The organism is Microbispora hainanensis (assembly GCF_036186745.1).
Lineage (GTDB): Bacteria > Actinomycetota > Actinomycetes > Streptosporangiales > Streptosporangiaceae > Microbispora.
Genome location: NZ_CP108086.1, coordinates 805,461 through 831,393, shown reverse-complemented (window position 1 = coordinate 831,393; position 25,933 = coordinate 805,461). Strand labels below are relative to the sequence as shown.

General features: G+C 71.1%; 25 protein-coding genes. 10 read left to right on the top strand and 15 right to left on the bottom strand.

Annotated features, from left to right (window positions below; all coding sequences use genetic code 11):
- Positions 1-212: 212 nt before the first annotated feature.
- The 4 genes from OHB01_RS03750 (at position 213) to OHB01_RS03735 (ending at position 4,563) form a co-directional block, all read left to right on the top strand.
- Positions 213-1,568 carry an HD-GYP domain-containing protein gene (locus OHB01_RS03750; RefSeq protein ID WP_142651248.1) on the top strand — a complete coding sequence of 452 codons (1,356 nt, stop codon included), beginning with the start codon at positions 213-215 and terminating at the stop codon, positions 1,566-1,568.
- Positions 1,565-2,851: an HD-GYP domain-containing protein gene (locus tag OHB01_RS03745; RefSeq protein ID WP_260617498.1), complete on the top strand. Its 1,287-nt coding sequence runs from the start codon at positions 1,565-1,567 to the stop codon at positions 2,849-2,851. The genes OHB01_RS03750 and OHB01_RS03745 overlap by 4 nt, the downstream gene beginning before the upstream one ends.
- A gap of 133 nt (positions 2,852-2,984) precedes the next feature.
- Positions 2,985-4,319, top strand: coding sequence for an acetyl-CoA carboxylase biotin carboxylase subunit (locus tag OHB01_RS03740; RefSeq protein ID WP_142651249.1), 1,335 nt, complete (start codon positions 2,985-2,987; stop codon positions 4,317-4,319).
- 31 nt (positions 4,320-4,350) lie between these two features.
- The gene (locus OHB01_RS03735; RefSeq protein WP_142651250.1) at positions 4,351-4,563 is read left to right on the top strand and encodes a biotin/lipoyl-binding carrier protein; all 213 of its coding nucleotides are present in this window, start codon (positions 4,351-4,353) and stop codon (positions 4,561-4,563) included.
- A gap of 118 nt (positions 4,564-4,681) precedes the next feature.
- On the opposite strand, the gene OHB01_RS03730 is transcribed toward OHB01_RS03735, so the two are convergent.
- On the bottom strand, positions 4,682-5,059 hold the full coding sequence (locus OHB01_RS03730; RefSeq protein ID WP_147944699.1) for a thioesterase family protein: 378 nt from the start codon (positions 5,057-5,059) through the stop codon (positions 4,682-4,684).
- A 486-nt stretch (positions 5,060-5,545) separates the two neighbouring features.
- On the opposite strand from OHB01_RS03730, the gene OHB01_RS03725 reads away from it, so the two are divergent.
- Positions 5,546-7,255, top strand: coding sequence for a serine/threonine-protein kinase (locus tag OHB01_RS03725; RefSeq protein ID WP_240972037.1), 1,710 nt, complete (start codon positions 5,546-5,548; stop codon positions 7,253-7,255).
- 138 nt (positions 7,256-7,393) lie between these two features.
- Here the strand turns inward: OHB01_RS03725 and OHB01_RS03720 are convergent, their stop codons facing one another.
- From OHB01_RS03720 to OHB01_RS03700, 5 genes are all read right to left on the bottom strand, one after another.
- A complete protein-coding gene (locus OHB01_RS03720; protein ID WP_328854929.1) occupies positions 7,394-9,040 on the bottom strand; it encodes an acetolactate synthase in 1,647 nt (548 codons plus the stop codon).
- 113 nt (positions 9,041-9,153) lie between these two features.
- Complete coding sequence (gene bioB, locus OHB01_RS03715; protein WP_142651255.1) at positions 9,154-10,152, bottom strand: biotin synthase BioB; 999 nt, start codon at positions 10,150-10,152, stop codon at positions 9,154-9,156.
- 34 nt (positions 10,153-10,186) lie between these two features.
- Positions 10,187-10,909 carry a dethiobiotin synthase gene (gene bioD / locus OHB01_RS03710; RefSeq protein ID WP_142651256.1) on the bottom strand — a complete coding sequence of 241 codons (723 nt, stop codon included), beginning with the start codon at positions 10,907-10,909 and terminating at the stop codon, positions 10,187-10,189.
- A 45-nt stretch (positions 10,910-10,954) separates the two neighbouring features.
- A complete protein-coding gene (locus tag OHB01_RS03705) occupies positions 10,955-11,683 on the bottom strand; it encodes a GntR family transcriptional regulator (RefSeq protein ID WP_030511441.1) in 729 nt (242 codons plus the stop codon).
- Complete coding sequence (locus tag OHB01_RS03700; RefSeq protein ID WP_328854928.1) at positions 11,680-12,867, bottom strand: 8-amino-7-oxononanoate synthase; 1,188 nt, start codon at positions 12,865-12,867, stop codon at positions 11,680-11,682. Before OHB01_RS03700 ends, OHB01_RS03705 begins: the two co-directional genes overlap by 4 nt.
- Positions 12,868-12,935: 68 nt before the next feature.
- Between OHB01_RS03700 and OHB01_RS03695 the strand changes: the two genes are divergently transcribed.
- A complete protein-coding gene (locus OHB01_RS03695; RefSeq protein ID WP_142651258.1) occupies positions 12,936-14,411 on the top strand; it encodes a sensor histidine kinase in 1,476 nt (491 codons plus the stop codon).
- A 234-nt stretch (positions 14,412-14,645) separates the two neighbouring features.
- On the opposite strand, the gene OHB01_RS03690 is transcribed toward OHB01_RS03695, so the two are convergent.
- Positions 14,646-14,900 carry a WhiB family transcriptional regulator gene (locus OHB01_RS03690; RefSeq protein ID WP_030511444.1) on the bottom strand — a complete coding sequence of 85 codons (255 nt, stop codon included), beginning with the start codon at positions 14,898-14,900 and terminating at the stop codon, positions 14,646-14,648.
- 286 nt (positions 14,901-15,186) lie between these two features.
- On the bottom strand, positions 15,187-16,179 hold the full coding sequence (locus tag OHB01_RS03685; protein ID WP_142651259.1) for a diacylglycerol/lipid kinase family protein: 993 nt from the start codon (positions 16,177-16,179) through the stop codon (positions 15,187-15,189).
- Positions 16,180-16,278: 99 nt separating this feature from the next.
- Between OHB01_RS03685 and OHB01_RS03680 the strand changes: the two genes are divergently transcribed.
- Entirely contained in the window at positions 16,279-16,680 is a 402-nt protein-coding gene (locus OHB01_RS03680; RefSeq protein WP_260617499.1) for a hypothetical protein, read from the top strand.
- Positions 16,681-16,778: 98 nt separating this feature from the next.
- Here OHB01_RS03680 and OHB01_RS03675 read toward each other — a convergent pair whose 3' ends face one another.
- The 3 genes from OHB01_RS03675 to sodN form a co-directional block, all read right to left on the bottom strand.
- Positions 16,779-17,579 (bottom strand): RNA polymerase sigma factor SigF, encoded by an 801-nt coding sequence (locus tag OHB01_RS03675; protein WP_030511447.1) that lies wholly within the window; start codon positions 17,577-17,579, stop codon positions 16,779-16,781.
- The gene (locus tag OHB01_RS03670; RefSeq protein ID WP_079316287.1) at positions 17,579-18,004 is read right to left on the bottom strand and encodes an ATP-binding protein; all 426 of its coding nucleotides are present in this window, start codon (positions 18,002-18,004) and stop codon (positions 17,579-17,581) included. Before OHB01_RS03670 ends, OHB01_RS03675 begins: the two co-directional genes overlap by 1 nt.
- Positions 18,005-18,216: 212 nt before the next feature.
- Positions 18,217-18,618, bottom strand: a complete 402-nt coding sequence (sodN, locus tag OHB01_RS03665; protein WP_142651260.1) for a superoxide dismutase, Ni — start codon at positions 18,616-18,618, stop codon at positions 18,217-18,219.
- 84 nt (positions 18,619-18,702) lie between these two features.
- Here sodN and OHB01_RS03660 point away from each other — a divergent pair, with 84 nt between their 5' ends.
- Positions 18,703-19,020 (top strand): S24 family peptidase, encoded by a 318-nt coding sequence (locus tag OHB01_RS03660; protein ID WP_260617500.1) that lies wholly within the window; start codon positions 18,703-18,705, stop codon positions 19,018-19,020.
- A 30-nt stretch (positions 19,021-19,050) separates the two neighbouring features.
- Here OHB01_RS03660 and OHB01_RS03655 read toward each other — a convergent pair whose 3' ends face one another.
- Positions 19,051-19,578 carry a CGNR zinc finger domain-containing protein gene (locus OHB01_RS03655; protein ID WP_142623090.1) on the bottom strand — a complete coding sequence of 176 codons (528 nt, stop codon included), beginning with the start codon at positions 19,576-19,578 and terminating at the stop codon, positions 19,051-19,053.
- A gap of 295 nt (positions 19,579-19,873) precedes the next feature.
- Here OHB01_RS03655 and OHB01_RS03650 point away from each other — a divergent pair, with 295 nt between their 5' ends.
- The gene (locus OHB01_RS03650; protein ID WP_205831001.1) at positions 19,874-21,037 is read left to right on the top strand and encodes an NAD(P)-dependent malic enzyme; all 1,164 of its coding nucleotides are present in this window, start codon (positions 19,874-19,876) and stop codon (positions 21,035-21,037) included.
- Positions 21,038-21,308: 271 nt separating this feature from the next.
- Positions 21,309-22,745, top strand: a complete 1,437-nt coding sequence (locus OHB01_RS03645; protein WP_205831002.1) for a hypothetical protein — start codon at positions 21,309-21,311, stop codon at positions 22,743-22,745.
- 40 nt (positions 22,746-22,785) lie between these two features.
- On the opposite strand, the gene OHB01_RS03640 is transcribed toward OHB01_RS03645, so the two are convergent.
- The 3 genes from OHB01_RS03640 to OHB01_RS03630 form a co-directional block, all read right to left on the bottom strand.
- Positions 22,786-23,964 carry a hypothetical protein gene (locus OHB01_RS03640; protein ID WP_328854927.1) on the bottom strand — a complete coding sequence of 393 codons (1,179 nt, stop codon included), beginning with the start codon at positions 23,962-23,964 and terminating at the stop codon, positions 22,786-22,788.
- A 184-nt stretch (positions 23,965-24,148) separates the two neighbouring features.
- Positions 24,149-24,469 (bottom strand): hypothetical protein, encoded by a 321-nt coding sequence (locus OHB01_RS03635; protein WP_328709238.1) that lies wholly within the window; start codon positions 24,467-24,469, stop codon positions 24,149-24,151.
- A gap of 68 nt (positions 24,470-24,537) precedes the next feature.
- Positions 24,538-25,719, bottom strand: a complete 1,182-nt coding sequence (locus OHB01_RS03630; protein ID WP_142651263.1) for a trypsin-like serine peptidase — start codon at positions 25,717-25,719, stop codon at positions 24,538-24,540.
- Positions 25,720-25,933: the final 214 nt, after the last annotated feature.

Sequence of the window (25,933 nt, the reverse complement as noted above, 5' to 3'; positions counted from 1 at the left end):
CTGTAGCCTGAGTGCGACATCGACGTGGAGGCGGCGCAATGCTTGGGAAGACCGTCGTCAGGCTGATAGTGGCGCTGGCGCTGCTCACTCCGGTGGTGGCTCTGGCCGGTCTCGCGGCCGGCACCCCGGGGATCTCCTGGACGTAGTCACTGCCCGTGGGCCGGTCCGGCAGGACCGGCCCACGGGTCCGAACCGCAGTCAAGGTGGCCGCCATGCGGGAACTGCCGTGGCCCGCCAGGGTCTACTTCGTCGCACTCGTCGGAACCGCGGGTCTGGTGATCACGCGCGGTCTCCTCTCGCATCACGGGCTCGTGGCGGAGGACTGGTCGGCGCTTCTCGTTCTGGCGCTGCTCTTCCTGCTCTGCGAGTCGGTGCCGACGCTGCTCAACGTGCCGAACGTCGCGATGTCGGTGAGCTTCTCCGCCGCGCTGGCCGCCGTGGTGCTGGTCGGCCCGGTGGGCGCGGCGCTGGTGGGGCTGGCCGCCGTCGTGAGCGTGCGCCCCGGCCTGCCGATGGTGAAACGGCTGTTCAACGGCGCGCAGTACGCCCTGTGCGGGTACGCCGCCGGGTGGGCTTACGAGAGCGCGGGGGGACGGGCCGCGCTGCCCGAGCCTTCCGACTTCCCGGGCATCCTCGTGCCGTACGCCGCGGCGGCGATGGTCTTCGTGGCCGTCAACTTCGCACTGACCGCGGTCATTTTGCGGCTGGCGTCGGGGGTGCACAGAGACCAGGTGTCGTTCCGCGCGACGGTGCAGTTCCTTGGCTCCTACGTCGGCTTCGCCACCTTCGGCCTGCTGATCGCGGCCCTGTGGTCGACGGTGCAGTCGATCTCGGCCGTGCTCGTGCTGCTGCCGCTGTTCGTGGCCCGGTGGGCGCTGGGGCACTACCACGCCGAGCAGCGGGCATACGACGCGACCATCGCGGCGCTGTGCCAGGCGGTGGAGACCAAGGACTACTACACGCGCGGGCACTGCACGCGGGTCTCCGCGGCGTCGTCCATGATCGCCGAGGAGATCGGGATGGGCACCGAGCGGCTGCGCGCGATCCGATACGCGGGCATGCTCCACGACGTGGGCAAACTCGGCGTGCCGACCAAGGTGCTGCAGAAGGACGGCCGCCTGACCGAGGAGGAGTACGCCGCGATCCAGCTTCACCCGATGCGCGGGCTGGAGATCGTGCGGGGCATCGACTTCCTCGACGAGGCGTTCGCCGGGATCATGCACCACCATGAACGACATGACGGCAAGGGCTATCCGATGGGCCTGGCCGGCTCGGAGATCCCCGAGTTCGCCCGGATCATCGCGGTGGCCGACGCGTTCGACTCCATGACCTCCGACCGCTCCTATCGCAAGGCCAAGTCGATCGAGTTCGCGGTGGCGGAGCTGCGCAAGAACGCCGGGACCCAGTTCGACCCCGACATGGTGTGCGCGTTCGTCAAGGCGCTCGACCGGCACGGCTGGGACCTGGCGCAGCCGGTGCCCGCACCCATGGACGACACCGCCGTGGAGACCACCGTGAAGGACCACGACGACCCGACGACGCCCATCCAGGTGGTGTCGGAGCGGTGAGAGAGCGTCGGCTGACGGCCAGGCCGGTGGGGCTCGACTCCGGCCAGCTCCTGCTCATCTGCGCCGCCGGGATGCTGACCGTGGCCGGGATCGCCCACACCGCCGCGGTGGGCCTGACCGACGCGCGGGTCGCCATCGGCTTCGGCGCGCTCATCGCGGCCGGAGAGCTGGCCCGGCTCACGATGCCGGGCAACCGCGAGGTCGCCCCGATCTCCACCGCCGCCTCCCTCGGATACGCCCTGCTGCTCGACGTCGGCGGCCGGCCGGCGAACCACTCGGCCCTGCAGGTCGTGGCGGTGATGGCGGTCGGCATGATCGCGGGCGGGCTGCCGCATCTGGCGGTCGGCAGGCCGCCGCGTCTCGACGCGATGGCCCGGCGGCTGCTCGCCGGGTCGTTGCTCGCCTTCGCCTACCGGCCGCTCAGCGGCCCGCTGGGGGAGCTCGCGCGGGACACCGACCGGCACGGCAACTGGTGGCCTGCGCTCGGCGTGATGGCCGTGCTCGTCACGGTCATGCTCGCGGCCGACGTGGTGATCGCGGCCATGCTCCGTGCCGACCAGGTCAGGACCGCGTTCGGCGTGGCCGTACGGGACGAGATCAGGATGGGCGCGCCGCTCGGCGCCGCCGTCGCGGCCTCGGGCATCCTGCTCGCGCTCGCCTCGCACAGCATGGACATGACCGCGCTGCCCGCGTTCGCCGCGCCGCTCCTCGTCACGCAGGTGGCGTTCCGCAAGTACGCCGGCATCCGGGCGACCTACCTGCAGACCGTGCGCGCGCTGAGCCGGGTCACCGAGGTCGGCGGCTATGTCGAGCCGGGCCACTCGCGCCGCGTCAGCCAGCTTTCCGTGGCCATCGGCCGGGAGCTGGGCATGGCCGAGCCGCAGTTGCTGGAGCTGGAATACGCCGCGCTCATGCACGACATCGGCCAGTTGTCGCTGCGCGACCCCATCCCCGGAGGCGCGACCGTGCTGGCCGACCCCGCGCAGGCGCGGCAGATCGCCGAGCTGGGCGCCGAGGTGATCAGGAAGACCGGCGTCCTCCACAGCGTCGCGGAGATCGTCAGGCGGCAGTGCGAGACCCTCGGCGAGTCGCCGCCCATCGCCAGCCGCATCATCAAGGCCGCCAACGCGTACGACGACCTCGTGGGCGGATCGACCGACAGGGACCGCGCGGCGGCGGCGCTGGAGCGGCTGCGCCTCGACGGGGGAACGGCCTACGACCCCGGCGTGGTGGAGGCGATGGCGCGCGTCGTCGACCGGCTCGTGCTCGTCACACGCTTGTAGCAGACGTAGCATCGGAACGTCTCCAACGGCACGCCGGGCCCGTCGTTGTTGTGGCGACCCTACAGATTCGGCCCCCGCGTTCAGTCGGAAGGGGCGGGGGGACGGAGCGGGGGATCACCCTAGAGTTGGGTGCGTGTTCGACTCAGTTCTCGTCGCCAATCGTGGTGAAATCGCCCGCCGGATCATCCGTACGGTGCGGGGTATGGGGCTGCGCGCCATCGCGGTCCACTCCGAGGCGGACGCCGACCTGCCGTTCGTGCGTGAGGCCGACGACGCCGTGCTGCTCGGCCCCGCGAACCCGGCCCAGAGCTACCTCGACGTCGACAAGGTCCTCCAGGCCGCCCGTACGACGGGAGCGCAGGCGATTCACCCCGGATACGGGTTCCTCGCGGAGAACGCCGCGTTCGCCCGTGCGGTGATCGACGCCGGTCTCGCCTGGATCGGCCCGGACCCGAAGGCCATCGAGCGGATGGGCGACAAGATCAACGCCCGCAACCTGATGGAGTCCGCGGGCGTGCCGGTCGCCGCCGGCACCAGGGAGCCGGTCTCCGACCTCGCGCAGGCCGAGCGGGCCGCCGAGGAGATCGGGTTCCCCGTGATGGTGAAGGCGGCCGGCGGGGGCGGCGGGATCGGCATGGGCGTGGCGCGCGACGCCGAGTCGCTGGCCAAGGCGTTCGAGCAGGCCACCCGGGCGGCGGCCCGTTTCGGCGGTGAGCCGGCCATCCTGCTCGAGCGCTACATCGAGCGGGCCAGGCACGTCGAGGTGCAGATCCTCGGTCTCGCCGACGGCACCGTGGTCGCCCTGGGCGAGCGTGACTGCTCCGTCCAGCGGCGTCACCAGAAGGTCGTGGAGGAGAGCCCGTCCCCCGGCGTGTCCCCCGAGCTGCGCGAGCGGATGCTCGCGGCGGCCGTACGGGCGGGAGAGGCCGTGGCCTACCGCGGCGCGGGCACGGTGGAGTGCCTGGTGGACGCGGACGCCCAGGACTTCGTCTTCCTGGAGATGAACACCCGGCTCCAGGTGGAGCACCCCGTCACCGAACTGGTCACCGGTCTCGACCTCGTGGAGCACCAGATCCGGATCGCGGCCGGCGAGACCTACTCCCTGGAACCTCGCGTTAACGGCCACGCGATAGAGTTCCGCGTCTACGCCGAGGACCCCCGCAGGTTCCTGCCGGGTCCTGGCAAGATCGGCGTTTGGGAGGAGCCGGCAGGTGAGGGAGTGCGCATCGACTCGGGATACGCGGCGGGCAACACCGTCACGCCGTTCTACGATCCGCTGATGGCCAAGCTCTGTGTCGTCGGCGCCACCCGCGAGGAGGCGCTGGAGCGGGGCCGGGAGGCCGTCGCCGCGTTCCGTGTCGAGGGCCCGAAGAACAACCTGCCGTTCTGCGCCGAGTTGCTCGACCATCCCGAGTTCGTGAGCGGGAACTATGACACCGGGCTGGTCTCCCGGATGAGAAAAGCCTGATCTGCTGAATTACGTTGAGGGGAGTGCCCGGGTGGCCGAGGTGCGCGCCGAGATGGTGGCGAACGTCTGGAAGATCCTCGTGAGCGAGGGTGGGGTCGTCGAAGAGGGCGACACCCTGGTGATTCTGGAGTCGATGAAGATGGAGATCCCCGTCGTCGCCGAGGACGCCGGGACCGTCTCGAAGCTCCACGTGAAGGAGGGTGACGTCGTCCAGGAGGGAGACCTCATCGCCGTCATCGAGTAGCGCGGGCCGGCCGGACCGCCGGTGCCGGGAGTCCGGAGACGGGACGTTCGGAGACGGGCGCTCAGAGACGGGTGCTCGGAGGCGGGTGCTCGGAGGCGGGTGCTCGGAGGCGGGACGTTCAGAGGCGGGAGAGGAACCGTTCCCGGTCGACGACGACCCGCTCGATCGTGCCCGTGGCGACCAGGGCGCCGGTCTTGTCGACGGCCCTGACGGCGAAGACGAGGCGCCTGCCGTCCACCTCCGTGAGCTCGACGCTGATCTCGACGTGCATCCCGACCGGGCTGGGCAGCCGATGCTCGATCAGCACCCTGGTCCCCACCGTGGTCTGCCCCGGCTCCAGGTGATGCTGGACGGCCTTGACCGTGGCTCCCTCGGCGAACGACAGCAGCCGCGGCGTGCCCAGCACCGGCACGTCGCCGCTGCCGACCCGGATCGCCGTGTCCGAGCGCTCCACCATGATGAGGACCTCGGCGCGCAGGCCTGGAGCAACACTCATGCGGGTCAGCCTATTGGGTGGTCGTTCCCCGGTGCCCGCGGAGGCCGCAGGCAACTAATCGGGACCGCGGAGCGTCTTAGAAGGCGGCGGGGACTCCATGTGCTTTCCGGACGTCGGAGGCGGTAGCGGTTAAGGTGGTGCACTGTGGACCTCTACTGCGATCACTGCGGCCGTCCGGCAGGCAACGGTGATCACGCGGCCTGTCTGGCCGCCAGGGTGATGGAGCCACCGCGTTACTGCCCGCACTGCCGCCGCCGCATGGTCGTCCAGGTCACGCCCAGGAACTGGACGGCACGGTGCTCGGTGCACGGTAGTACGGGCGGGTAACAGGTAGGCTCGACCTTCGATCCCCCGAGCCTGGATCCCTTACGCGTACAGGGTTCCGTGAAGTTGTCGTTATCAACCCGCGACACGAACCTGCTTTGTTGGACACCTTCGGGGGTCGATTGACTTAGGGGGTACGGGGCGCAAATGGTGGCCCAAGGCATGACCCTGGCTGGGCGTTACCGGTTGGACGCCCGGCTCGGCGCCGGGGGCATGGGCGAGGTATGGCGTGGTGAGGACACCGTCCTCGCGCGCACCGTCGCCGTCAAGGTGCTTCTCCCCGGTCGTCTCGACGACCCCGGATTCGCCGTCCGCTTCCAGGGCGAGGCCCGCGCGATGGCGACCATCAACCACCCCGGTGTCGTCGACGTCTACGACTACGGGGTCACCGAGGTCCCCGGCGACGGCTCCACCGCGTACCTCGTCATGCGGTTCGTCGACGGCGAGCCGCTCGACCGACTGCTGATGCGCCTCGGCCGCATCGGCGCCGAGCCCGCGATGGAGCTCATCGCGCAGGCCGCCTCCGCCCTCCAGGCCGTGCACGAGCGGGGGATCGTGCACCGTGACATCAAACCGGGCAACCTGCTGGTGCGGTCCGACGGCACGCTGGTGCTGACCGACTTCGGCATCGCCCGCGCCGACCAGGGCAGCCGCCTCACCGACGCCGGAATGGTGCTCGGCACCGCGGCCTACTGCGCGCCCGAGCAGGCCGAGGGCGCCCCGGTCACACCCGCCGTGGACATCTACGCGCTGGGCGTGGTGGCGTACGAGTGCCTGGCCGGGCAGCGTCCCTTCGACGGCGAATCGCCTGTGGCGATCGCGCTCAAGCACATCCGCGAGGAGCCGCCGCCGCTGCCGCCGGACGTGCCGCCCGCCGTCCGGGCCATCGTCGAACGGGCCATGTCGAAGGATCCGGCGCGCCGCTGGCCGTCCGCCGCCGCGATGAGCCAGGCCGCCCGGCAGTCGGTGCTGCCTCCGGGCGCCGCGCTCCCGGACGCCGCGCCCGGCTATGGCCCGCAGGGTCTCGCCGGAGGGGGATACGGCCCGCAGAGCGTCACGGGGGCCCCGGCCTCCACGGGCATGGGGGCCGTGCCTCCGCCCACGGGCGCGGCCACCCAGGCACATCCCTACCAGGGCGGGCCGGAGGCCGTGCCGGCCGCCGGCGCCACCTATCGCGTCACCCGGGAGTCGTGGAACGACGCCCCGGCCGTGCCGCCGACGACCGTCTCCTCTCCGCAGCAGCAGGGTTCCCGTACGGCGCGGCGCGCGGCGCAGCGGTCCAAGGGCGGCAAGGGGCTGCCCGTCGCGGCCGGGGTGGCCGCGTTCGCCGTCGTCGGCGGTCTGGCCGTCCTCGGCATCAACATGGCCTCGGCCGGGTCGGGCGTCACCGAGTCGCCCGCGCCGTCCCTGACGGTGGCCACCACCGACCCGTCCCCGACTCCGTCACGGACCCGCGGCACGCGGCCCTCCGCGAGGCCGTCCCGCGAGGTGCCGGTGACGCAGCCGAGCCCGTCCCCCAGGACGAGGAGGCCGAGCCCCACGCCGAGCCCGACTCCCAGCCCGACGCCGAGCCCCACCGCCTCCCCGACGCCCTCGCCGAGCCCGACGACGGGTCTGGTCAAGGTGCCCGATCTCAAGGGCCTGGCCGAGAGCTCCGCGCTGGCGCGGCTCAACATGCTGGGCCTCAGCCCGAAGCCCGCCTATGACGGCGAGGGGGACTGCAAGGGAACGGTCGTCAGCCAGAAGCCGGCCGCGAACACGATGGTCAAGGAGGGCACGGCGGTCACGTTCACCGTGAAGAAGGACTGCCCGTCTCCCTCGCCCAGCCCGTCGCCCACCGCGGCCGGGAGCCGCTCTCCCGCGGCGTCCTGAGACAGGCCGGACGGGAGCCCCGCGCGACGGACGTACGCGGGGCTCCGCCGGTGGTCACACCCTGCTCGTCACACTCTGCTCGTCACGCACCGGTCGTCACGCACCGGTCGTCACGCACCGGTCGTCACACCCTGCTCGTCACACCCCGGTCGTGTTGCGCGGGTAGGCGATCTCCGGGTCGGTGGCGATGTTCACCAGATAGGGCACACCGGAGTCGAAGGCGCGGCGCAGCGCCGGGCCGATCTCGTCCGGCGACGTGACGAGCTCCCCGCCGCCGCCGAGCGCGGTGACGACCTGGTCGTAACGGCACTGCGGCTGGAGCTCGGCCGCCACGTCGTAGCCGTACAGCATCTGCATGGGGTGCTTCTCCAGGCCCCACATGCCGTTGTTGCCGCAGATCATGACGACCGGCAGGCGATGGCGGACCAGTGTGTCGACGTCCATCAGCGAAAAGCCCGCCGCGCCGTCGCCGAGAAGCAGCACGACCTGCGACGACGGCCGCGCGAGACGCGCCGCGATGGAATAGCCGAGCCCGGTGCCGAGACAGCCGTACGGGCCGGGGTCGAGCCAGTTGCCGGGCCTGCGCGGCTCGACGTACTTGCCGGCGTAGGAGACGAAGTCGCCGCCGTCGCCGATGACGACCGCGTCGTCGGCGAGCACCTTGTTCAGCTCGCCATAGATGCGCATCGGGTGGATCGGGTCGGCGTCCGACTCCAGCAGGGGGGCGTCCCCGGCGATCGCCGCCGCCGTGGCCTCGCTCAGCCTGCTCACCCACGGCTCGTACGCCTTGGGGTTCACCCCGGCGGCCCCGCAGGCGGCCGACAGGCCCCAGAAGATGACCGACAGGTCGCCGGCGGCCGAGCCGGACAGGCCGGTGTGCGTCGCGAGCTGGGAGGGCGCGTCGGCGATGTGGACGACCCTGGCGAGCGGCGCGCCCTCCTTGCCGCCGAACCAGCCGTACGCGAGCCGGAAGTCGAGCGGGGTGCCGACCACGATGACGAGGTCGGCCTGGCCGAAGGCGACGCCCCGGGCGCGGGTGACCAGCAGCTCGTGCCCCGAGGGCAGGATGCCCCGGCCCTGGCCGTTCGGGACGACGGGCAGCCGCCACTCCTCGGCGAAGTCGCGCGCGGCCTCCTCGGCGCGGTCCATCCAGACGTCCGAGCCGAGCACGAGCACCGGGCGCTCGGCCTCGGCGAGCAGCCGCGCGATGCCGGCGAGTGCCTCGGAGTCGGGCTCAAGGGGCGACGGGGTCAGCGTCTCCGAGACGTACTCGGGCGACGGGGAGAACAGGTCGTCCATGTAGACGTCCAGGAACACCGGGCCGCGGTGCGGGGCCAGGGCGGTCCTGAAGGCCATCTCGACGTCCTGCCCGATGGAGTCCGCACCCGACGCGGTGAAGGCGAGCTTGGTGATGGGCTCGAACAGCGGCGGGTGGTCCATCTCCTGCAGCGCCCCGGAGCCCCAGCGGGAGCGCGGGGCGCGTCCGCCGAGCACGACGACCGGGGAGCCGTTGAAGTGGGCGGTGGCGACCCCCGAGACGCCGTTGGTGACGCCGGGGCCGGCCGTGAGCACCGCGAAGCCGGGCTTGCGGGTCAGCCGGGCCGTCGCCTCGGCCGCGAACACCGCGCTCTGCTCGTGGCGCACGTCCAGGATGCGCATGTCCTGATGGACGGCCCCGTCGTACAGGGGGAAGACGTGCCCACCGGACAGCGTGAACATCGTGTCCACGCCGTAGGCCTGGGAGACGGCGACGGCGATGTCGCCTGCGTGTTTGGGGGACTCCATACGGTGAAACCTACCAGTCGGTCACTTTGGGGTGTTCCAGAAGTGATGCCCGGTGTCGCCGCGGCTACTCCGCCATCGCAGGCTGGGATTCCAGCCGATCACCACCGGCGGCGTCAGAGGGTCTGGGACAGCGCCTTGATGGGCATCCTGAGGTCGGCGAGCAGCTCCAGATCGCGCTCGGGCGCGCGGCCCAGAGTGGTCAGGTAGTTGCCGACGATGATGGCGTTGACGCCGCCCAGCATGCCGTCCCTCGTGCCGAGGTCGCCCAGGGTCAGCTCGCGGCCCCCGGCGTAGCGCAGGATCGTACGCGGCAGGGCGAGGCGGAACGTGCCGATCGTCTTCAGCGCCTCGGTGCCCGAGAGAAGGGGCAGGCCGGCGAACGGCGTGCCCGGCCGGGGGTTGAGGAAGTTGAGCGGCACCTCGTCGGGCGCCAGCTCGCCCAGCTGTGCGGCGAACTCGGCCCGCTGCTCCAGCGTCTCGCCCATGCCGACGATGCCGCCGCAGCACAGCTCCATGCCCGCCTCACGGACCATGAGGCAGGTGTCCCAGCGCTCCTCCCAGGTGTGCGTGGTGACCACGCGCGGGAAGTGCGACCGGGCGGTCTCCAGGTTGTGGTTGTAGCGGTGGACCCCCATCTCGGCCAGTTCGTTCACCTGTGTCTGCGTGAGCATGCCGAGGGAGCAGGCGACGTTGATGTCGACCGCCTCGCGGATCGCCTTGACGCCCTCGCGCACCTGGTCCATCAGCCGCCGGTCGGGCCCGCGTACGGCCGCGACGATGCAGAACTCCGTCGCCCCGGTCGCCGCCGTCTCGACGGCCGCCCGGACGAGCGAGGGGATGTCGAGCCAGGCCGCGCGCACCGGGGAGGAGAACTGGCCGGACTGCGAGCAGAAGTGGCAGTCCTCCGGGCAGCCGCCGGTCTTGAGCGAGACGATGCCCTCCACCTCGACCTCGGGGCCGCACCACTTCATCCGCACCTCGTGCGCCAGCGCGAGCAGGTCGGGCAGGCGCTCGTCCGGCAGCGTCAGGCACTCGAGCGCCTGGGCCGCGTCGAGACCCCTGCCCTCGTCCAGAACTCGAACCCGGGCGGTCTCCAGGATGTCGGTCGTCACGCGGCGCTCCCGTCGGTCCTCGGCGGCACTCCTGTCACAGGGGCAGCTTAAAGGTCGAGCGGAATCCGGCAGGGTCGAACATGCCGCCGAAGGTGGGCGCCAGCCCGGCGCGGGCGGCGCGGGCGAACGCCTCCCGGCCGAGCGCGCCCGCGCCCTCCGGAAGCGCGCCCGACAGCGGCCGGGCGGCGAGCATCTCCAGGTCGGAGACGTTCGACCGCTCGGCGAGCCCCGGATCGGCCGGCCACGACCCGATCACCACGCCCGCCAGGTCGAGGCCCCGGCCCGCCATGGCTTCGAGCGTCAGCGCCGTGTGGTTGAGCGTGCCCAGGGCGGCGCGCGCCACCACGAGGACGGGGGCGCGCAGCCGCCGCGCCAGATCCGCGAGCGTGCCGCCCTCCTCGTCGTAGCGGACCAGCAGGCCCCCGGCGCCCTCGACGAGCACCAGCCGGTGCGACTCGGCCAGCTCCTCGATCCGCGCCGCCGCCGGCGTGAGCGACAGCGGCGGCATGCCGGAGACGCGGGCCGCGGCGGCGGGAGACAGCGGATCGGGGTAGCGCGCCATCTCGAAGGTCGTCGTCACCCCTGACATGCGGATCACCTCGTCGAGGTCTCCCGGCTCCGTGGCCGTCACCCCGGTCTGCGCCGGCTTCACCACCGCGACCGTCGCGCCCCGCTCAAGGGCCAGGACGGCCAGCGCGGCCGTCACCACCGTCTTCCCCACCCCGGTGTCCGTCCCGGTCACCACGAGAACACTCATGCCCGCGAGGGTAGAGCCTGCCCGCCCGCGAGGCGGGAGGCATGATCAGGGACGGCGGAGGCGGGTGACGAACTTGTAGCGGTCGCCGCGGTAGAGCGACTGGGCGTACTCGACGGGGTTGCCGTCGGCGTCGAAGGCGTGCCGGGTCAGCAGCAGCATGGGCAGGCCGACGTCCACGCCCAGCACCTGGGCGTCGTACGGCGTGGCGAGCACGGTCTCTATGACCTCCTCGGCGTCGGTCAGCCGCACGTTGTAGGCGTTGTGCAGCGTCTCGTACAGCGAGGAGTGCACCTCCAGTTCGCGCCGCAGGCGGGGGAACCTGCGTGCGGACAGGTGCGTGGTGTCGATGGACATCGGCTCGCCGTTCGCCAGGCGCAGGCGGTGGATCCGCAGGACCCGGCTGCCGGGGTTGATGGCCAGCCGCCGCCCGAGCGCCTCGTCGGCCGTGATGTAGCTGATGTCGAGGATCTTGGTGTCCGGCTCCAGGCCGACCGTGCGCAGGTCGCCGGTGTAGGAGGTGAGCTGCAGGACCTGGGCGACCTTGGGCTGGGCGACGAACGTGCCCTTGCCCTGGATGCGCAGCAGCCTCCCCTCGACCACGAGCTCCGACAGCGCCTGCCGGACCGTCGTCCGGGATGTCTCGAAGCGCACCGCGAGGGCGCGCTCGGGCGGGAGCGCGCTGCCCGCGGGCAGGCTCTTGGTGAGCTCCAGAAGACTGCGCTTCACGTCGTAGTACTTCGGAACCCGGGGAGAGTCCTCGCTGTGCTCCGTCACCTGTCCATCCTCAACTCGGCCACATCGCCCAACTCAGGCAACATCGTCAAATCGGCCACAGCGGTGAGCGCACCCCGGACCACCGCGAGATCATCGGACCCCAAATCGGCCCTCGCGGTCAACCGCAAACAGGACCGGCCCCGAGGCACCGATGGTGGGCGGAAGCATCCCACGCGGACCCCGAGTTCCGCACACAGGGCCGCCGCCGACAGGGCGAGCCTGGGCGAGCCGAGCACGACCGGCACGACGGCGGCCGCCGGATCGGTCGTCTCCAGTCCGAGCTCGCGGGCCAGCGCGGCCAGTTCCCCGGCTCTCATCCGAGCCCGTTCGGGCAGGTCAGCGGTGCTTTCCAGGATGTCGAGAGCGGCCAGGGCGGCACCGGCGCAGGCCGGTGCGAGGCCGGTGTCGAAGATGAACGACCGGCCGGTGTCCACGAGCGTGCCGATCACCTCGGGTGCGCCCAGGACGGCGCCGCCCTGGGATCCCAGGGACTTCGACAACGTGACGGTTCTCACAATGTCCGCGCGGCCGGCGAGGCCCGCCGCGTGCACGGCGCCCCTGCCGTGGTCGCCCACCACGCCGAGCGCGTGGGCCTCGTCCACCACCAGCAGCGCGCCGTGCCGTACGGCGGCCTCGTGCAGGGCGCGCAGCGGCGCGAGGTCGCCGTCGACGGAGAAGACGGCGTCGGTGACGACCAGGGCGTGTTCTTCGGCACGCTCGGCCAGGGCCTTGTCCACCGCCTCCGCGTCCCCGTGCGGCGTCACCACGACCCGCGACCGCGACAGCCGGCAGGCGTCCACGATCGAGGCGTGGTTGCCGGCGTCCGAGACGATCAGGCCGCCCTGCCCGAGGGCGGCGACCGCGGCGAGGTTGGCGAGGTAGCCCGAGGAGAACACCAGGGCCCCGGCCGCGCCGGTGAACGCGGCGAGCCGGTCCTCCAGCTCGGCGTGGAGCCGGGTGGAGCCGGTGACCAGACGTGAGCCGGTCGAGCCCACTCCCCACTCCCTGGTGGCCCGTACGGCCGCCTCGACGAGCCGCTCGTCCCGCGAGAGCCCCAGATAGTCGTTGGAAGCCAGGTCGAGCAGGCCGTCGTGGCCGGGCGTGCGGGGGCGGAGAACGCGGCGCAGGCCCGCCGCCTCCCGCTCGGCGGCGGCCGCGCGCAGTCTGTCCAACGGCCCTGTCATGAGGTGCATCTTGCCAGGTGGCGATGGTCGATTCGCTTTCGACCCGGGCGGCGGCGCATCATGCAGTCGTGCCGACTCTCAGCGACCTGGTGTCGCGCCACACCGCACTCGATCCCGCCGGCGTCGACTGGATCCACTCGCTGGTCTCGGACTGGCAGTTGCTGGCCGATCTGTCGTTCGCCGACCTCATCCTGTGGGTGCCCGACCAGGGCGGCACGAGGTGGGTGGCGGTGGCCCAGATGCGGCCCACGACGGGCCCCACGGTCTATCACGACGACGTCGTGGGCATGTCCATCGCGGTCGGGGATCGGCCGCTGATCGACGTGGCCTGGTCCGAGAACCGCATCTGCAGGGAGGGCGACCCCGACTGGTCCAGCGGCGTGCCGGTGCGCGAGGAGACGATCCCGGTGCGGCGCGACAAGGACGGCCCGATCATCGGGGTCATCCAGCGCTCGACCAACCTGTCGTCGGCGCGCACGCCGTCCCGCCTGGAGCTGACCTATCTGCAGAGCGCGTCCGACCTGGCGCAGATGGTGGCCGAGGGCAGGTTCCCCTTCGCGGAGGAGGAGCCGATCCTGGTCAGGTCGCCCCGGGTGGGCGACGGCCTGCTCCGCCTCGACAAGGCCGGGCGGGTCACCTACGCCTCGCCCAACGCGCTGTCGGCCTACCGCAGGCTCGGCCTGCACGCCGATCTCGTGGGGGCCGACCTGGGCAAGACGACCGCCGCCCTGTGCTACTCCGACGAGCCGATCAACGAGGACCTGATGCTCGTCGCCAGCGGGCGGGCACCCCGGGAGACCGAGGTGGAGAACGGCGGCACGGTCGTGCAGCTACGGGCGATCCCGCTGATCGTCGGCGGGGGCCGCATCGGCGCGCTGGTGCTGATCCGCGACGTGACCGAGCTGCGGCGGCGCGAGCGGGAGCTGCTCACCAAGGACGCGACGATCCGCGAGATCCACCACCGGGTCAAGAACAACCTGCAGACCGTGGCCGCGCTGCTGCGGCTCCAGGCGCGCCGGCTCAACAACCCGGAGGGCCAGGAGGCGCTGAACGAGGCCGTACGGCGGGTCGGCTCGATCGCGATCGTGCACGAGATCCTCGCCCAGATGCCGGAGGAGATGGTCGAGTTCGACGACATCGCCGACCGGGTCATCGCGATGACGGCGGAGGTGGCGCTCGCGCAGGTGGCCATCAAGCGGGTCGGCAGCTTCGGCGTGCTGCCCGCCGCGGTCGCGACCCCCATCGCGATGGTGCTGACCGAGCTGCTGCAGAACGCGGTCGAGCACGGGTTCGCCCACTCCTCCGGGAACGTCCAGGTCGTCGTCTCCCGGGACGCCGACCGGCTGGAGTTCACGGTGGCCGACGACGGCAAGGGCCTGCCCGAGGACTTCGACCTGGAGGCCACGGGGAGCCTCGGTCTTCAGATCGTCCGTACGCTGGTCGTCGGCGAGCTGTCGGGCCGCCTGGGTGTGGCCAGGAGAGACGGCGGGGGCACCGAGGTCAGGCTCAGCATCCCGGTGCAGCCGGGCTCATCCCCCTGCTGATATCCGGTCCTCCTGCTGATATCCGGGGGGCTATCGCGTACGCGGGCGGCTCCACGGGGGGTCCCGCTGCACGGCACCCGTGTGAGGGATGCCATAGTGGACGCGATGCGTTGGTGGACAGAAGGCCCTGTGGGCGGGAGGCTACGCGGCAGTCCCGGCCGGGCTCCGAGGCCCCGCGATCCGGTGAATGCCCCGACTGGCATTCACCGAAGGCGTTCGCGTGCGGCGGGGGAGTCAGACTGCGGCGCGGGCGCGGGCGCGAGCCGTCCGGCGCTTGAGGGCGCGACGCTCATCCTCGCTGAGCCCGCCCCAGACTCCGGCGTCCTGACCCGACTCGAGGGCCCACTTGAGACAGGACTCGGCGACCGTGCATCGCCGGCATACCTGCTTGGCCTCTTCGATCTGCATGAGCGCCGGACCAGTGTTCCCGATCGGGAAGAACAGCTCGGGGTCCACGTCACGGCAGGCAGCGCGGTGGCGCCAGTCCATGCGTTCCACTCCTTCGTAAGGCGGAGCCTCGGTGGCTCCTCTGGCCGTCAACTTTGTGAACTCTTTCACTAGCTGATGCGAACGTTTACCCGGATCCAGGGTGGGGGCCGGGCTTGTCCGCGTGATCGTCGGGGCACCTTCCGGAGGCTGTGGTCTCCGTAAAGGTCCTACGTTCCGACGTCGTAGTTCAGCTTTTCAGCCGTTCCAACACCACACAAGAGGTTTGGGACAAGGTTTTGCCCGTCGTGGCTGTCGGATGCGTCACACTATGACTACATGTAACAAGCTAGACGAGGACTTGTAATGCGTCAGGGATAGCGCGGAAGATCACCCACTCGTGTTCTCCCAGGTAGTCGCCGTCGAGCTGGAAGGCGACCGGGCGGGAGGCGTGGAGCGTGAACTCGGCCTCGTCATGAAGCTGAACGAGGTGTTTACCGCGCGGCAATCCCCGGTGCTCGCCGATGATCTGCCGGACGAGCGAGAGCATGGTCGGCAGGCTCATCCTCCGGAGCCCGAGCATGTCGAGCCCCGTCTCGAAACCGGCCCACGGCGTCGGGTTGATCGGACGTGTGCCGGCGTACGTCCACGGCGACGTGTTGGACACGATCGCCATGAAGATCCCGTTCTCCGCCGGCCGGCCGGGACGCGTCAGCCGGATCGCCGGCTGCCGCCGGTCGGTCACGAAGAAGTGGCGGACCGTCGTGTTCACGTAGAGAGCGGGCAGCGCGCGACGCCCCGCGCTCCGCAGGCCCTCCACGGCTCGGACGACCTCCGCGTCGTATCCCAGCCCAGCACAAAATGTGAAATATCTAGACCTCTGCTGGTCAGGTGGCGCTCCTGCCCCCGGATCCGGGCCTGAAACCTCGTCGTGCCAGATCGCCTGTCCCAGACCGATGGTCCGGCGGCGTCCCTCGCGTAGCGCCTCCAGGGCGGCGCCGGTCGCCTCGACCGGGTTGTTGGGCAGCCCGAGCGCGCGGGCGAAGACGTTGGCGCTGCCCCCGGGGATCACGATGAGCGCGGGCCGCTCGTTCGCGCCGCCGTCGGGGCGGGCGTCCAGCAGGCCGTTGACCGTCTCGTTGATCGTGCCGTCGCCGCCGAGGACCGCCACCGCGTCGAAGCCCTTGGCGTGCGCGGTGGCCGCGAGCGCGGTCGCGTGGCCGCGGTAGGCGGTCTCCTCGACCGACAGGTCGACGGCGGCGCCGAGCGCCCGGATCAGCACGTCGCGCGTGCGCCGGTGCGTCGAGGTCGCCTTGGGATTGACGAGGAGGAGTGCCCGCATGCCTGAAGGTTAACGAACGGTTTACCGCTCGTGCGGGGTGACGCCTCCCCGGTGCCTCACCCACGGAGGCGCGGGTGCCTGCGGGTAGGGTTGTGCGGTGTGATCAGCAGTTCCGCCGGCCGCCCCGTGACCCTGACCGTGGCCGCCGTCGTCCTGGCCGCGGAGGGCCTGCTCGCCCTGGCTTTGGGGGGTTATGTCGGCATTGAGACCGTGATCGGCAAACCCACCGACCTGGTCACCAGCATCGCGGTGGCCGGATTCGGCGTGCTCGGCGGCGCCCTGCTGCTCTGGGTGGCCTGGGGCGTGTGGCAGGTGCTGCGCTGGAGCCGGGGCCCGGCCGTGGTGACGCAGATATTCGCGCTTCCGGTGGCGATCAGCCTCATCCAGTCGGCGCAGTACGGGTTCGGCGTTCCGCTCATCACCGCGGCGGTGGTCGCCCTGGTCGCGCTGCTCGCGCCGGCCTCCACCCACGCCCTCATGGGCGAGGACGGCGCACGCTGAACAGGCTCCGAGCGGGCGGCGATCCACCACTGACCGGGCGCCGCCGGGGGGAGCGCGGCGTCGCGGTCGTCCGTCTCTGATCTTTGCGGGCCGGGCGGTCAGTCCTCGGCGGTGAGGCCCTCGCGGAGCTGGGCCAGGGTCCGGGCGAGCAGCCGGGACACGTGCATCTGCGAGATCCCCAGCTCGGTCGCGATCTGCGACTGCGTCATGTTGCCGAAGAAACGCAGCAGCAGGATCCGCTTCTCGCGCGGCGGCAGGCGCTCCAGCAGCGGCTTGAGCGACTCCCGATATTCCACGCCCTCCAGCGACTCGTCCACGATGCCGAGCGAGTCGGACACGGCGGGCGCGTCGTCGTCGCCGGAGTCGGGCGCGTCGAGCGACACGGTGGAGTAGGCGTTGGCCGACTCCAGGCCCTCCAGGACCTCTTCCTCGCTCATGCCCAGGTGGACGGCGAGCTCGGCGACCGTGGGCGCCCGGCTCTCCCGCTGCGAGAGCTCGCTTATCGCCTTGGTGAGCGACAGCTTCAGCTCCTGCAGCCGGCGCGGCACGCGGACCGCCCAGCCCTTGTCGCGGAAGTGCCGCTTGATCTCGCCGACGATGGTCGGGGTGGCGTACGTGGAGAACTCCACGCCGCGTGCGAGGTCGAAGCGGTCGATCGACTTGATCAGCCCGATCGTGGCGACCTGCGTGAGGTCGTCGAGCCACTCGCCCCGGTTGCGAAAGCGACGGGCCAGGTATTCCACCAGTGGCAGGTGGAGCTCGACCAGCTCGTCGCGGATGCGCTGGCGCCTCGGGTCGTCCGGCGGGAGCTCCGACAGCTCGGCGAAGAGTGTGCGCGCGCGTACGCGGTCCGGCACCGCCGAGTCGCCGGAGGTCATCGCACTCGTCCTTTCCGTCATCACGACGGCCTCGCCGTGCTCCGGCGCTTACGCAGCACGATCGCCAGGTGGTCGGCGTGATCGGAGATGGCGTCCACGTCGTCCGCCAGCGCCGTCAGCACCATCCAGGCGAAGTCCTCCCGGTTGGGCGAGCTGACGCCGAGCGTGTTGACCTCGACGCGGACCGTCATCTCCTGGCCCGTGAGCTCGAACTCCGCGAGGAGATCCGTTCCGGGCACAGCATGCCGCAGCAACATGGCGCACGCCTCGTCGACGGCGATGCGCAGATCCTCGATCTGATCGAGGGTGAAGTCCAGCCGCGCGGCGAGCCCGGCGGTTGCCGTGCGCAGCACGGACAGGTAGGCGCTCACGGCGGGCAGCCGGACACTCACAGCATCGCGAATCCCGGTCAGATCCACCGCAGGCGTCTCGGTTTCCTCGGTCACGTTCCTCCTCGCCCCTTCAGCCGGCTGAGTGCCGCTGACTGCAACCTACCGCCACTCGCGCGGTGCTGCCCCGGCTGGACGCGCTGATTGTGGCGATCCTTGGAGGTAACTGCACGTAAATTCCGTACTACCGAATATGGAGTTTGTATGGGCCTTGAGATGATCTGGCCCCGCGCGGCCGTGGAGACCGTGCGGGGCCGAGATTCCGCGGCTCAGGCGGCCTTGGTCTCCCAGAAGATCTTGGCGATCTCGTCGATCTTCGCGAGGAGGTCGTCGGCCAGCGAGGGGTCGACGGTGCCCTTGGCCCCGGCGGCGCCGGCGAGCTTCGTCGCGTCCCAGAAGAGCTGGTGAAGCTGGGGGTACTGCTCCAGGTGCGGGGGCTTGAAGTAGTCGGTCCACAGCACCCACAGGTGATGCTTGACCAGCTCGGCCCGCTGTTCCTTGATGATCAGCGCGCGGGTCCTGAAGACCGGGTCGTCGTTCTCGGCGTACTTCTTAATGATCGCCTTCACCGACTCGGCCTCGATGCGGGCCTGCGCCGGGTCGTAGACCCCGCACGGCAGGTCGCAATGGGCGGATGCCTCGTGCCTGGGTCGCAGCAGTCGTGCGAGCATCGGAATCCTTCCTTAGGAATGCTGGTGACAGCACTGTTCCAGGACCGACCTTACTCGTCTCGAAATGACTGTGCGGAGGGGGATGTGCTCACAGCGGTGTGTGTCTCCGGCGACTCGATGCTGCCCGTGTTGCGCCCGGGAGACTGGCTGCTGGTACGGCTGGGCGCCCCCGTACGCCCGGGTGACGTCGTGGTCGCCAGGCGGCCGCACGGGCTGATCGTCAAGCGGGCCTTCCGGCACACCGGGGACGGCTGGTGGCTGGAGAGCGACAACCAGTCGGCCCCCGGGCGCCGCGACAGCTGGGACTTCGGCGCGGTGCCCGAGGAGGACGTCGTCGGCAGGGTCGTGCTGCGTTACTGGCCGAGGCCCGCGCTGCGCTTCCCGGCGCCGCCCGCCTCCTGATCTCGCCTCCTGACCTTGCCTCCGGACCTGTCAGGCGCCCCGCTTGCGCGCCCGGTAGGCGGCCACGTTGGCCCGGCTGGCGCACCGCTCGGAGCAGTAGCGGCGCGACCGGTTCGAGGAGGTGTCGAGGTAGGCGTTGCGGCACGGCGTCGCCTGGCAGATGCCGAGGCGATCCACGCCGAGCCGGGTCACCACGCTGGCCAGGCCCATGACCGACCCGACCGCGAGGGCGTCGGCGACCCGGCCGCCCTCGGTCAGGTGCAGGTGCCAGGGCTGCCCGTCGTGCCCGGAGATCTGCGGATGCACCGGATGGCGGACCAGCAGCCCGTTGAGCCGCTCGACCACGTCCGCGTCGTCGCCCTCGGCGGCGGAGGCGAAGACCCCCGCGAGCTCGTCGCGCAGCTCGCACAGCGCGTCGATGTCACGGCGAGTAAGGCGGGCGGCCGCCTCCGTGCGGCCCGTCTCCTCCAGCAGGGCACGAAGGGAGAAGGGGTTTTTGAGCTCGTCGCCCATGTTGACCAGTTGAACGGCCAGCTCGGCGTAAGACGTCAAGTCCACTGGGGCGCCCAAATGAGTAAGAGATCACTGGCAAAGCCGAGTATTACACGCCCGATGGCCTGGGGGAACACCTCGGCGTACAACGTTATGCGACCCGATCCGGCAGAGGCGGTTGTCACTTCGTGTGGCACAATCAGGGAACGGGTGACCCCCGTACCCCCCTCAAGAGACGACCGTCAACGACGACGGCCCCCGGCGGCTACCGAAGCCAGGGCTCTCGTTCTCTTGACGGCGCGCTACCGAAGGAACTCGTCCTTTCGACACTGGGGTCGCTGTGACCGTTACACCTGTTTCCTTGGAATCTCTCGACCTGGATCCCGCTTTCGCGCTACACCGTGGCGGCAAGCTGGAGGTCCGCTCCACTGTTCCGGTTCGCGACGCCGACGACCTGTCGCTCGCGTACACGCCGGGGGTCGCCCGCGTCTGCACCGCCATCGCCGACAACCCGGACCTGGTCAACGACTACACCTGGGTCTCCAACGTCGTGGCCGTGGTCTCCGACGGCACCGCCGTCCTGGGGCTCGGGGACATCGGTCCGGCCGCGGCCATGCCCGTGATGGAGGGCAAGGCCCTGCTCTTCAAGGAGTTCGCCGGCGTCGACGCCGTGCCGATCTGCATCGACTGCACCGACCCGGACGCGATCGTCGAGACCGTGGTCAGGCTCGCGCCGTCGTTCGGCGGCATCAACCTGGAGGACATCAGCGCCCCCCGCTGCTTCGAGGTCGAGGAGCGCCTGCGGGAGCTTCTCGACATCCCCGTCTTCCACGACGACCAGCACGGGACCGCGATCGTGGTCCTCGCCGCGCTGCGCAACGCCGCCCGCCTCACCGGGCGGTCCCTCGGCGAGCTGCGCGCGGTGGTGGCCGGCGCCGGCGCCTCCGGCGTCGCCGTGTCGCGGATGCTGCTGAACGCCGGGATCGGCGACATCGCGGTCTCCGACTCCAAGGGCGTCATCCACGCCGGCCGCGAGGACCTGAACCCGGTCAAGCGGGCGCTGGCCCGCGACACCAACAAGGCGGGCCTGTCCGGGTCGACCGAGCAGGCGCTCGCCGGGGCCGACGTCTTCGTCGGGCTGTCCGGATCGACGGTCTCGGAGCAGGCCATCGCCGGGATGTCGCAGGACTCGATCGTGTTCGCGTTGTCCAACCCCACCCCCGAGGTGGATCCCGCGGTGGCGGCGCGGCACGCCCGCGTGGTCGCCACGGGCCGGTCCGACTATCCCAACCAGATCAACAACGTGCTGGCCTTCCCCGGGGTCTTCCGCGGCGCGCTCGACGTCCGCGCCACGACGATCACGGAGAACATGAAGGTGGCGGCGGCCGACGCGCTGGCGGCCGTGGTCGGGGACGACCTCTCCGAGAGCTACGTCATCCCCTCGCCGTTCGACGCCCGGGTCGCGCCCGCGGTGATCGCCGCGGTGGCGCAGCAGGCCCGCGAGGACGGCGTCGCCCGCAAGTAGCCGCCCTTGAGGCAGGCGGCCGCATGGGCACGGAACGTGGCCGCCGCCGTAGACACGACCGTAGACACGGACCCCGGGGGCCGCGCACCGCGTGACGGACGCGGGGCGCGGCCCTTCGTCGTGCTCTGGCATCGTGCCCTGTCGTCGGCCTCGTCAGCGCCCCTTGCCAGGGCGCCGAACATTTGGGAATCCCTTTAGGTCCTCACGGTTAGTGCTATAAAGAAAGCTCTCCGTAACCAACTCGGTTATTGCCTGTCCCGGTTGGAGAGCGATGCGACGTGACCCCAACCGCCTCCTCCAGCAGCACCTCACCGAAGCCGGACTGTCCCGCAAGGGCCTGGCCCGGCGGCTCAACGGCCTCGGCTCGGCCCGGGGATTGCTGGGAATGCGGTACGACCACGGCTCCGTGCTGCGCTGGATCGGCGGACGCCGCCCGCGCGAACCGGTGCCCGGCCTGCTGGCCGAGATCTTCTCGCTGCGGCTGGGGCGGCAGGTGTCCAGGGAGGACATCGGCATGCCGCGCGGAACGGTGCCCGCCGATCTTGGACAAAAGTTCCCCCATTCGTGGGAGGAGGGTGTGGCAAGCGTGACAGCACTGTGGAGGGCCGACGTCGAGCGGCGCAGGTTCCTGCTCGACTCCACCTTCGCCCTGGGAGCGGGCTCGGCGGGCATGTTCCGCTGGCTGGCGGCGCCCGACGGGGAGCGGCTTTCCGCGAACGGGCCGCGCCGGGTCGGGCCCTCTGACGTGGCCGCGATCCGTGAGGTCACCCGGTCGTTCAGCGAGCTGGACAACCGGTTCGGCGGCGGCAGCATCCGCGGCCCGGTCGTGCGCTACCTGCACACCGCCGTGACGCCGCTGCTGCGCGACGGCGCGTACGGCGAGGCCACCGGGCGCTCGCTCGCGACGGCGGCGGCGGAGCTGACCCGGCTGGCCGGATGGATGGCCTACGACCTGGAGCAGCACGGGCTGGCCCAGCGCTACCTGATCCAGGCGCTCGGCCTGGCGCGCGGCGCGGGCGACCACGCCCTGTGCGGCGAGATCCTGGCCGGGATGAGCCACCAGGCCGTCTACATCGGGCATTCCCGGCACGCGCTGGAGCTGGCGGGGGCGGCCGTCGCGGCGGCCCGGCGCTCTGGGGTCGGCACGCTGCTGGCCGAGGCCCGGGTGCTGGAGGCGCACGCCCTGGCCCTGCTCGGGGAGCACAAGGCGTGCGGCGGCGCGCTGCACGAGGCGGAGGTCGCCTTCGACCGGCGCAGACCCCAGGACGAGCCCGGCTGGATCGGCTACTTCGACGAGGCCTACCTCGCCGCGAAGTCGGCGCACTGCCTGCGCGACCTCGGCGACGGGACGCGGGCCGTACAGCAGGCCCGGCGCTCGCTGCTGATGGACGGGCGCTACGTGCGCGGCAAGATGTTCAACCTCTCGCTGCTCGCCACCTCGCTCATCCAGGAGGGCGAGCTGGAGGAGGCGTGCCAGGCGGCGTCGTCGGCCCTCGACCTGGCCGAGGGCATCCAGTCGGCGCGGACCCGGACGTACGTGGCGGACATGTGCCGCCGGTTCGCGCCGTACGCCGCGGAGCCGCGCGTGGCGGAGGTGCTGGAGCGCGGCCGGGGCCGCGCGAAGGACACGGCTGATGCGGGGAGGCAGGGCGCGGCCCGGCAGGGCACGGGCAGGCAGAGCGTGAGCAGGGAGGCGGTCGGCGTCTGATCCGACGCCGCCGCCAGCCCCCGCTCTCAGCCGGTGCTCCTCAGCCGGCGCGCCGCGCCGCGCTGTAGACCTGGAACAGCTCCCCGTCGAAGTACGGCGACAGGCCGGTCCCCGGGCCGGAGAGGCCGATCGTCAGGCCGTTCAGATATCCGAGGCCGCGTACGCCGTGGTAGGCGGCCAGCCACGGCGACCCCGAGGCGGCGGTGAAGGCCGAGCGCACGGCGATCAGCTCGTTCGCCCTCCTGGACAGGTCCTGGGCCAGGAAGGGCCTGCCGTACGCGCGGGTGAGCCGGGTGCTCCCGGTCGCGTGGCCCTCGGCGGTCTGCGTCGGGTAGCCGAAGATGGCGAGCGGCCGGTCGACCGGCAGGTTGTAGGCGAGGCCCTGCCCGCCGACCTTGTCGCCGAGACGCCCCGCGGGCAGCAGCCTGACGCCGGTGTAGCCGGTGGCGGTGCGATATTTCGGCCCGGCGGAGAACGCGGCGTACTGCGCCGCGTCCCGCAGCGTGACGCGCTTGGGCAGCAGTCCGGCGTGGACGCTGACGAACGCGTAGTCGCGGTCGAGGTCGCCATATCGAGTGAAGTCGCTGTGGGCGAAGACCCGGGCGCCGACGTAGACGCCCCACGGCGTGCCGCCGCCGGCGTACCCCGGAATGAAGATCCAGTAGCGGTAGGGCGCCGGGGTGGAGTCCTCCGCGCCCTGCGCCGTGCCCGCTGCCGTGCCCGCTGCCGTGCCCGCTGCCGTGCCTTCTGACGTGCTCCCTGCCGCGGGCCTCGGGGCGTACACGCAGTGTCCGGCCGTCGCCACGAGATTGCGGTGATCGGACTGCACGGAGGTGCCCGCGCACCAGTGGGGGCGGCCGTCCGAGCCGACGAAGAAGACCTTGCCCGTCGTCCTCGGCAGGTTGACGTTCCTCGACGGACCGGAGGCCCGCTTGACCCCGGCGGAGGCCGGCACCACGCCCCGCACGCCGCCGGGGGTGCTGCCCTCGGCCTTGACGGGAGTGGCCTGGATCCCGGCCGGTGCGGAAAAGGGAGTGGCCGCCGTGAGCGGGCGTCCGCCGTCGCCGAGCCAGTAGGCGATCACGTCCGCCGCCTTCTCACCGGAGACGAGGGGTGTCGTCACCGTGATCTCGTAGGCGTGAGCGGGCACCGCCGTCCCGCTGACGAGCAACGCGGCCGTCGCCGCCGCACCCCACAGCGGGGGGAGGATGCGCTTCAACCGGATCTCCTTGCTGTGGAACGTCTCCCTCGCCCGTGGCGCCCTCGGGAGTGCGGTGTGAAGGGGCTGCGAAGGAAGATACAGCGACGGGGATCAAGTCGGGAAAACAACGCGGGTGGAGAGCTGTTCTCCCGGAACGCAGAAGTGCCCCACCGCGGTGCGGCGGGGCACTTCCGGGGGGTGCTCAGGCCTGTGCCGTGAGACCCGGAGCCTGCGTGGGCTGCGCGGCCTGCGTGGGCTGCGCGGCCTCCTGGGCGAAGGTGATGACGATGTCGCGGCCGTTGGCGTAGCTGACCACCGGCCGCTGGAGCGTCTCACCCACCCTGCGGGCGACCGTCTGCCACAGGTCCACCATTTCCGGGGTGTCCGCGGTGATCCGGAACCGTCCCTGGGTGGTGAGGTGGTGGGTGACGAGCTGCGAGAAGGTGATCTCGCCGCGCGCCCTTTCCTCCGCGTTCAGGGGGGTGCGCCGGAAGGCGGGCCGCGTGCTGGAAGGGTGGGTCATCCTGATCTCCTCGTGATCGCCGTCCACCCAGCATGTCACTCGCGGACCGGCACCGGGGTGTTCGCGACTCAGGCGATCGAGCCGGACCAGTTGCTGGCGGCGGCCTTGTAGACGCCGTAGGTCTCGCCGTCGAAGTAGGGGGAGACGCTGGTGTCGATCCGCCGGTTGCCGTCGGTGTCCGAGACGCCGCTGGTGACGCCGTTGAGGTAGCCGAGCCGCTTGGAGCTGCTGTACCTCAGCAGCCACGACGAGCCCAGGGAGCCCTCGCCGGTGAAGGACGACTTGACGCCCACGAGCTCCTCGCCCTTGACCGAGGGGGCCTTGGCGGCGAAGGTCTTGCCGTACGACCACTTGAGGGTCTGGCCGGTGAAGGCGTGGTTGCCGTCCGGGTGCGACCCGCTCGGGTAGCCGAACACGTAGACCGAGCTGCCGACCTTCTGGTTGTAGGCCAGGCCCTGCGCGCCGACGTTGCTCTCGAGCCGGCCGGCGTCGGTGAACTTGACGACGTAGTACTTGCCGCCCTTGCTCTTGCGGAGGAAGCGGTCGTGGCCGGCGTAGGTCTTCCTGTCGACCTGCTTCCAGCTCCACTCGGCGACGTTGCGCAGGTCGCCGCCGCGCCCCGCCTTGATGCCGTTGTAGACGGTCACGAAGGCGTAGTCGCGGTCGCCGTCCTCGTAGACGTCGTAGTCGTAGTGGGTGTAGGCCGTCTTGCCGACGTAGATGCCCCACGGCGCCTTGCCCTGGTAGTAGCCGGGGATGAACACCCAGCGGTCCATGGTGGCCCGGTTGGTCTTGGTGTCGTAGACGCAGTGCCCGGCCGTGGCGACCAGGTTGCCGTACTTCGAGTGGACGGAGGTCGCGCTGCACCAGTGCGGCCTGCCGTCGCCGCCGCGGAAGAAGACCTTGCCGGTGGTGCGCGGCAGGTTCACGTTCTTCAGCGAGCCGCCGGACGACCCGCCGCCGATGGGGGAGACGATGCCGGGCTTGCTGTCGGCGGACGGGCCGCCGCTCGAGATGTGCTTGGCGCTGACCTGGCTCTCATACCCGTACGGGGTGGCGTGGAGCAGGTTGGAGGCCTTCTGGTTGAGCCAGTAGGCGATGACGTTCTTCGCGGCGAGGCCGCTTCCGGCCAGGGTGTCGTGGGCCGTGTCGCCGGCGGCCTGAGCCGGCGCCGCCATCGAGGCCCCGACGAGGCCGGCGACGGCCACGCCCCCGATGGGCAGGATCAGGCGCTTGACTCGCGTGTTCATGAATCTCCAGGTGCTGTCGGGGCAGGTCACATGCGTCCCACACGTCAGTAAAGGGACAGTAAAGACAGTACCCCGCGCCTTATCCGTGTTTCGGGAGCTTTTCGGACCGATGTGCGCGTGATCTTTTCGTGACATTCGACAGCGCTTGTCAGGAACGTGCGATCAGTGCAGGTCTCCTCGGCTTCCGTCCGTGTCAAGCCGAGCACGCGGCGCA

Coding starts and splice junctions, on each gene's coding strand:
- OHB01_RS03750 (WP_142651248.1), top strand. CDS start 213: ATGCGGGAACTGCCGTGGCCCGCCAGGGTCTACTTCGTCGCACTCGTC.
- OHB01_RS03730 (WP_147944699.1), bottom strand. CDS start 5,059: ATGAGTGTTGCTCCAGGCCTGCGCGCCGAGGTCCTCATCATGGTGGAG.
- OHB01_RS03725 (WP_240972037.1), top strand. CDS start 5,546: ATGACCCTGGCTGGGCGTTACCGGTTGGACGCCCGGCTCGGCGCCGGG.
- OHB01_RS03720 (WP_328854929.1), bottom strand. CDS start 9,040: ATGGAGTCCCCCAAACACGCAGGCGACATCGCCGTCGCCGTCTCCCAG.
- bioD (WP_142651256.1), bottom strand. CDS start 10,909: ATGAGTGTTCTCGTGGTGACCGGGACGGACACCGGGGTGGGGAAGACG.
- OHB01_RS03700 (WP_328854928.1), bottom strand. CDS start 12,867: ATGACAGGGCCGTTGGACAGACTGCGCGCGGCCGCCGCCGAGCGGGAG.
- OHB01_RS03690 (WP_030511444.1), bottom strand. CDS start 14,900: ATGGACTGGCGCCACCGCGCTGCCTGCCGTGACGTGGACCCCGAGCTG.
- OHB01_RS03685 (WP_142651259.1), bottom strand. CDS start 16,179: ATGCGGGCACTCCTCCTCGTCAATCCCAAGGCGACCTCGACGCACCGG.
- OHB01_RS03675 (WP_030511447.1), bottom strand. CDS start 17,579: ATGACGGAAAGGACGAGTGCGATGACCTCCGGCGACTCGGCGGTGCCG.
- sodN (WP_142651260.1), bottom strand. CDS start 18,618: ATGCTCGCACGACTGCTGCGACCCAGGCACGAGGCATCCGCCCATTGC.
- OHB01_RS03645 (WP_205831002.1), top strand. CDS start 21,309: ATGCGACGTGACCCCAACCGCCTCCTCCAGCAGCACCTCACCGAAGCC.
- OHB01_RS03635 (WP_328709238.1), bottom strand. CDS start 24,469: ATGACCCACCCTTCCAGCACGCGGCCCGCCTTCCGGCGCACCCCCCTG.
- OHB01_RS03630 (WP_142651263.1), bottom strand. CDS start 25,719: ATGAACACGCGAGTCAAGCGCCTGATCCTGCCCATCGGGGGCGTGGCC.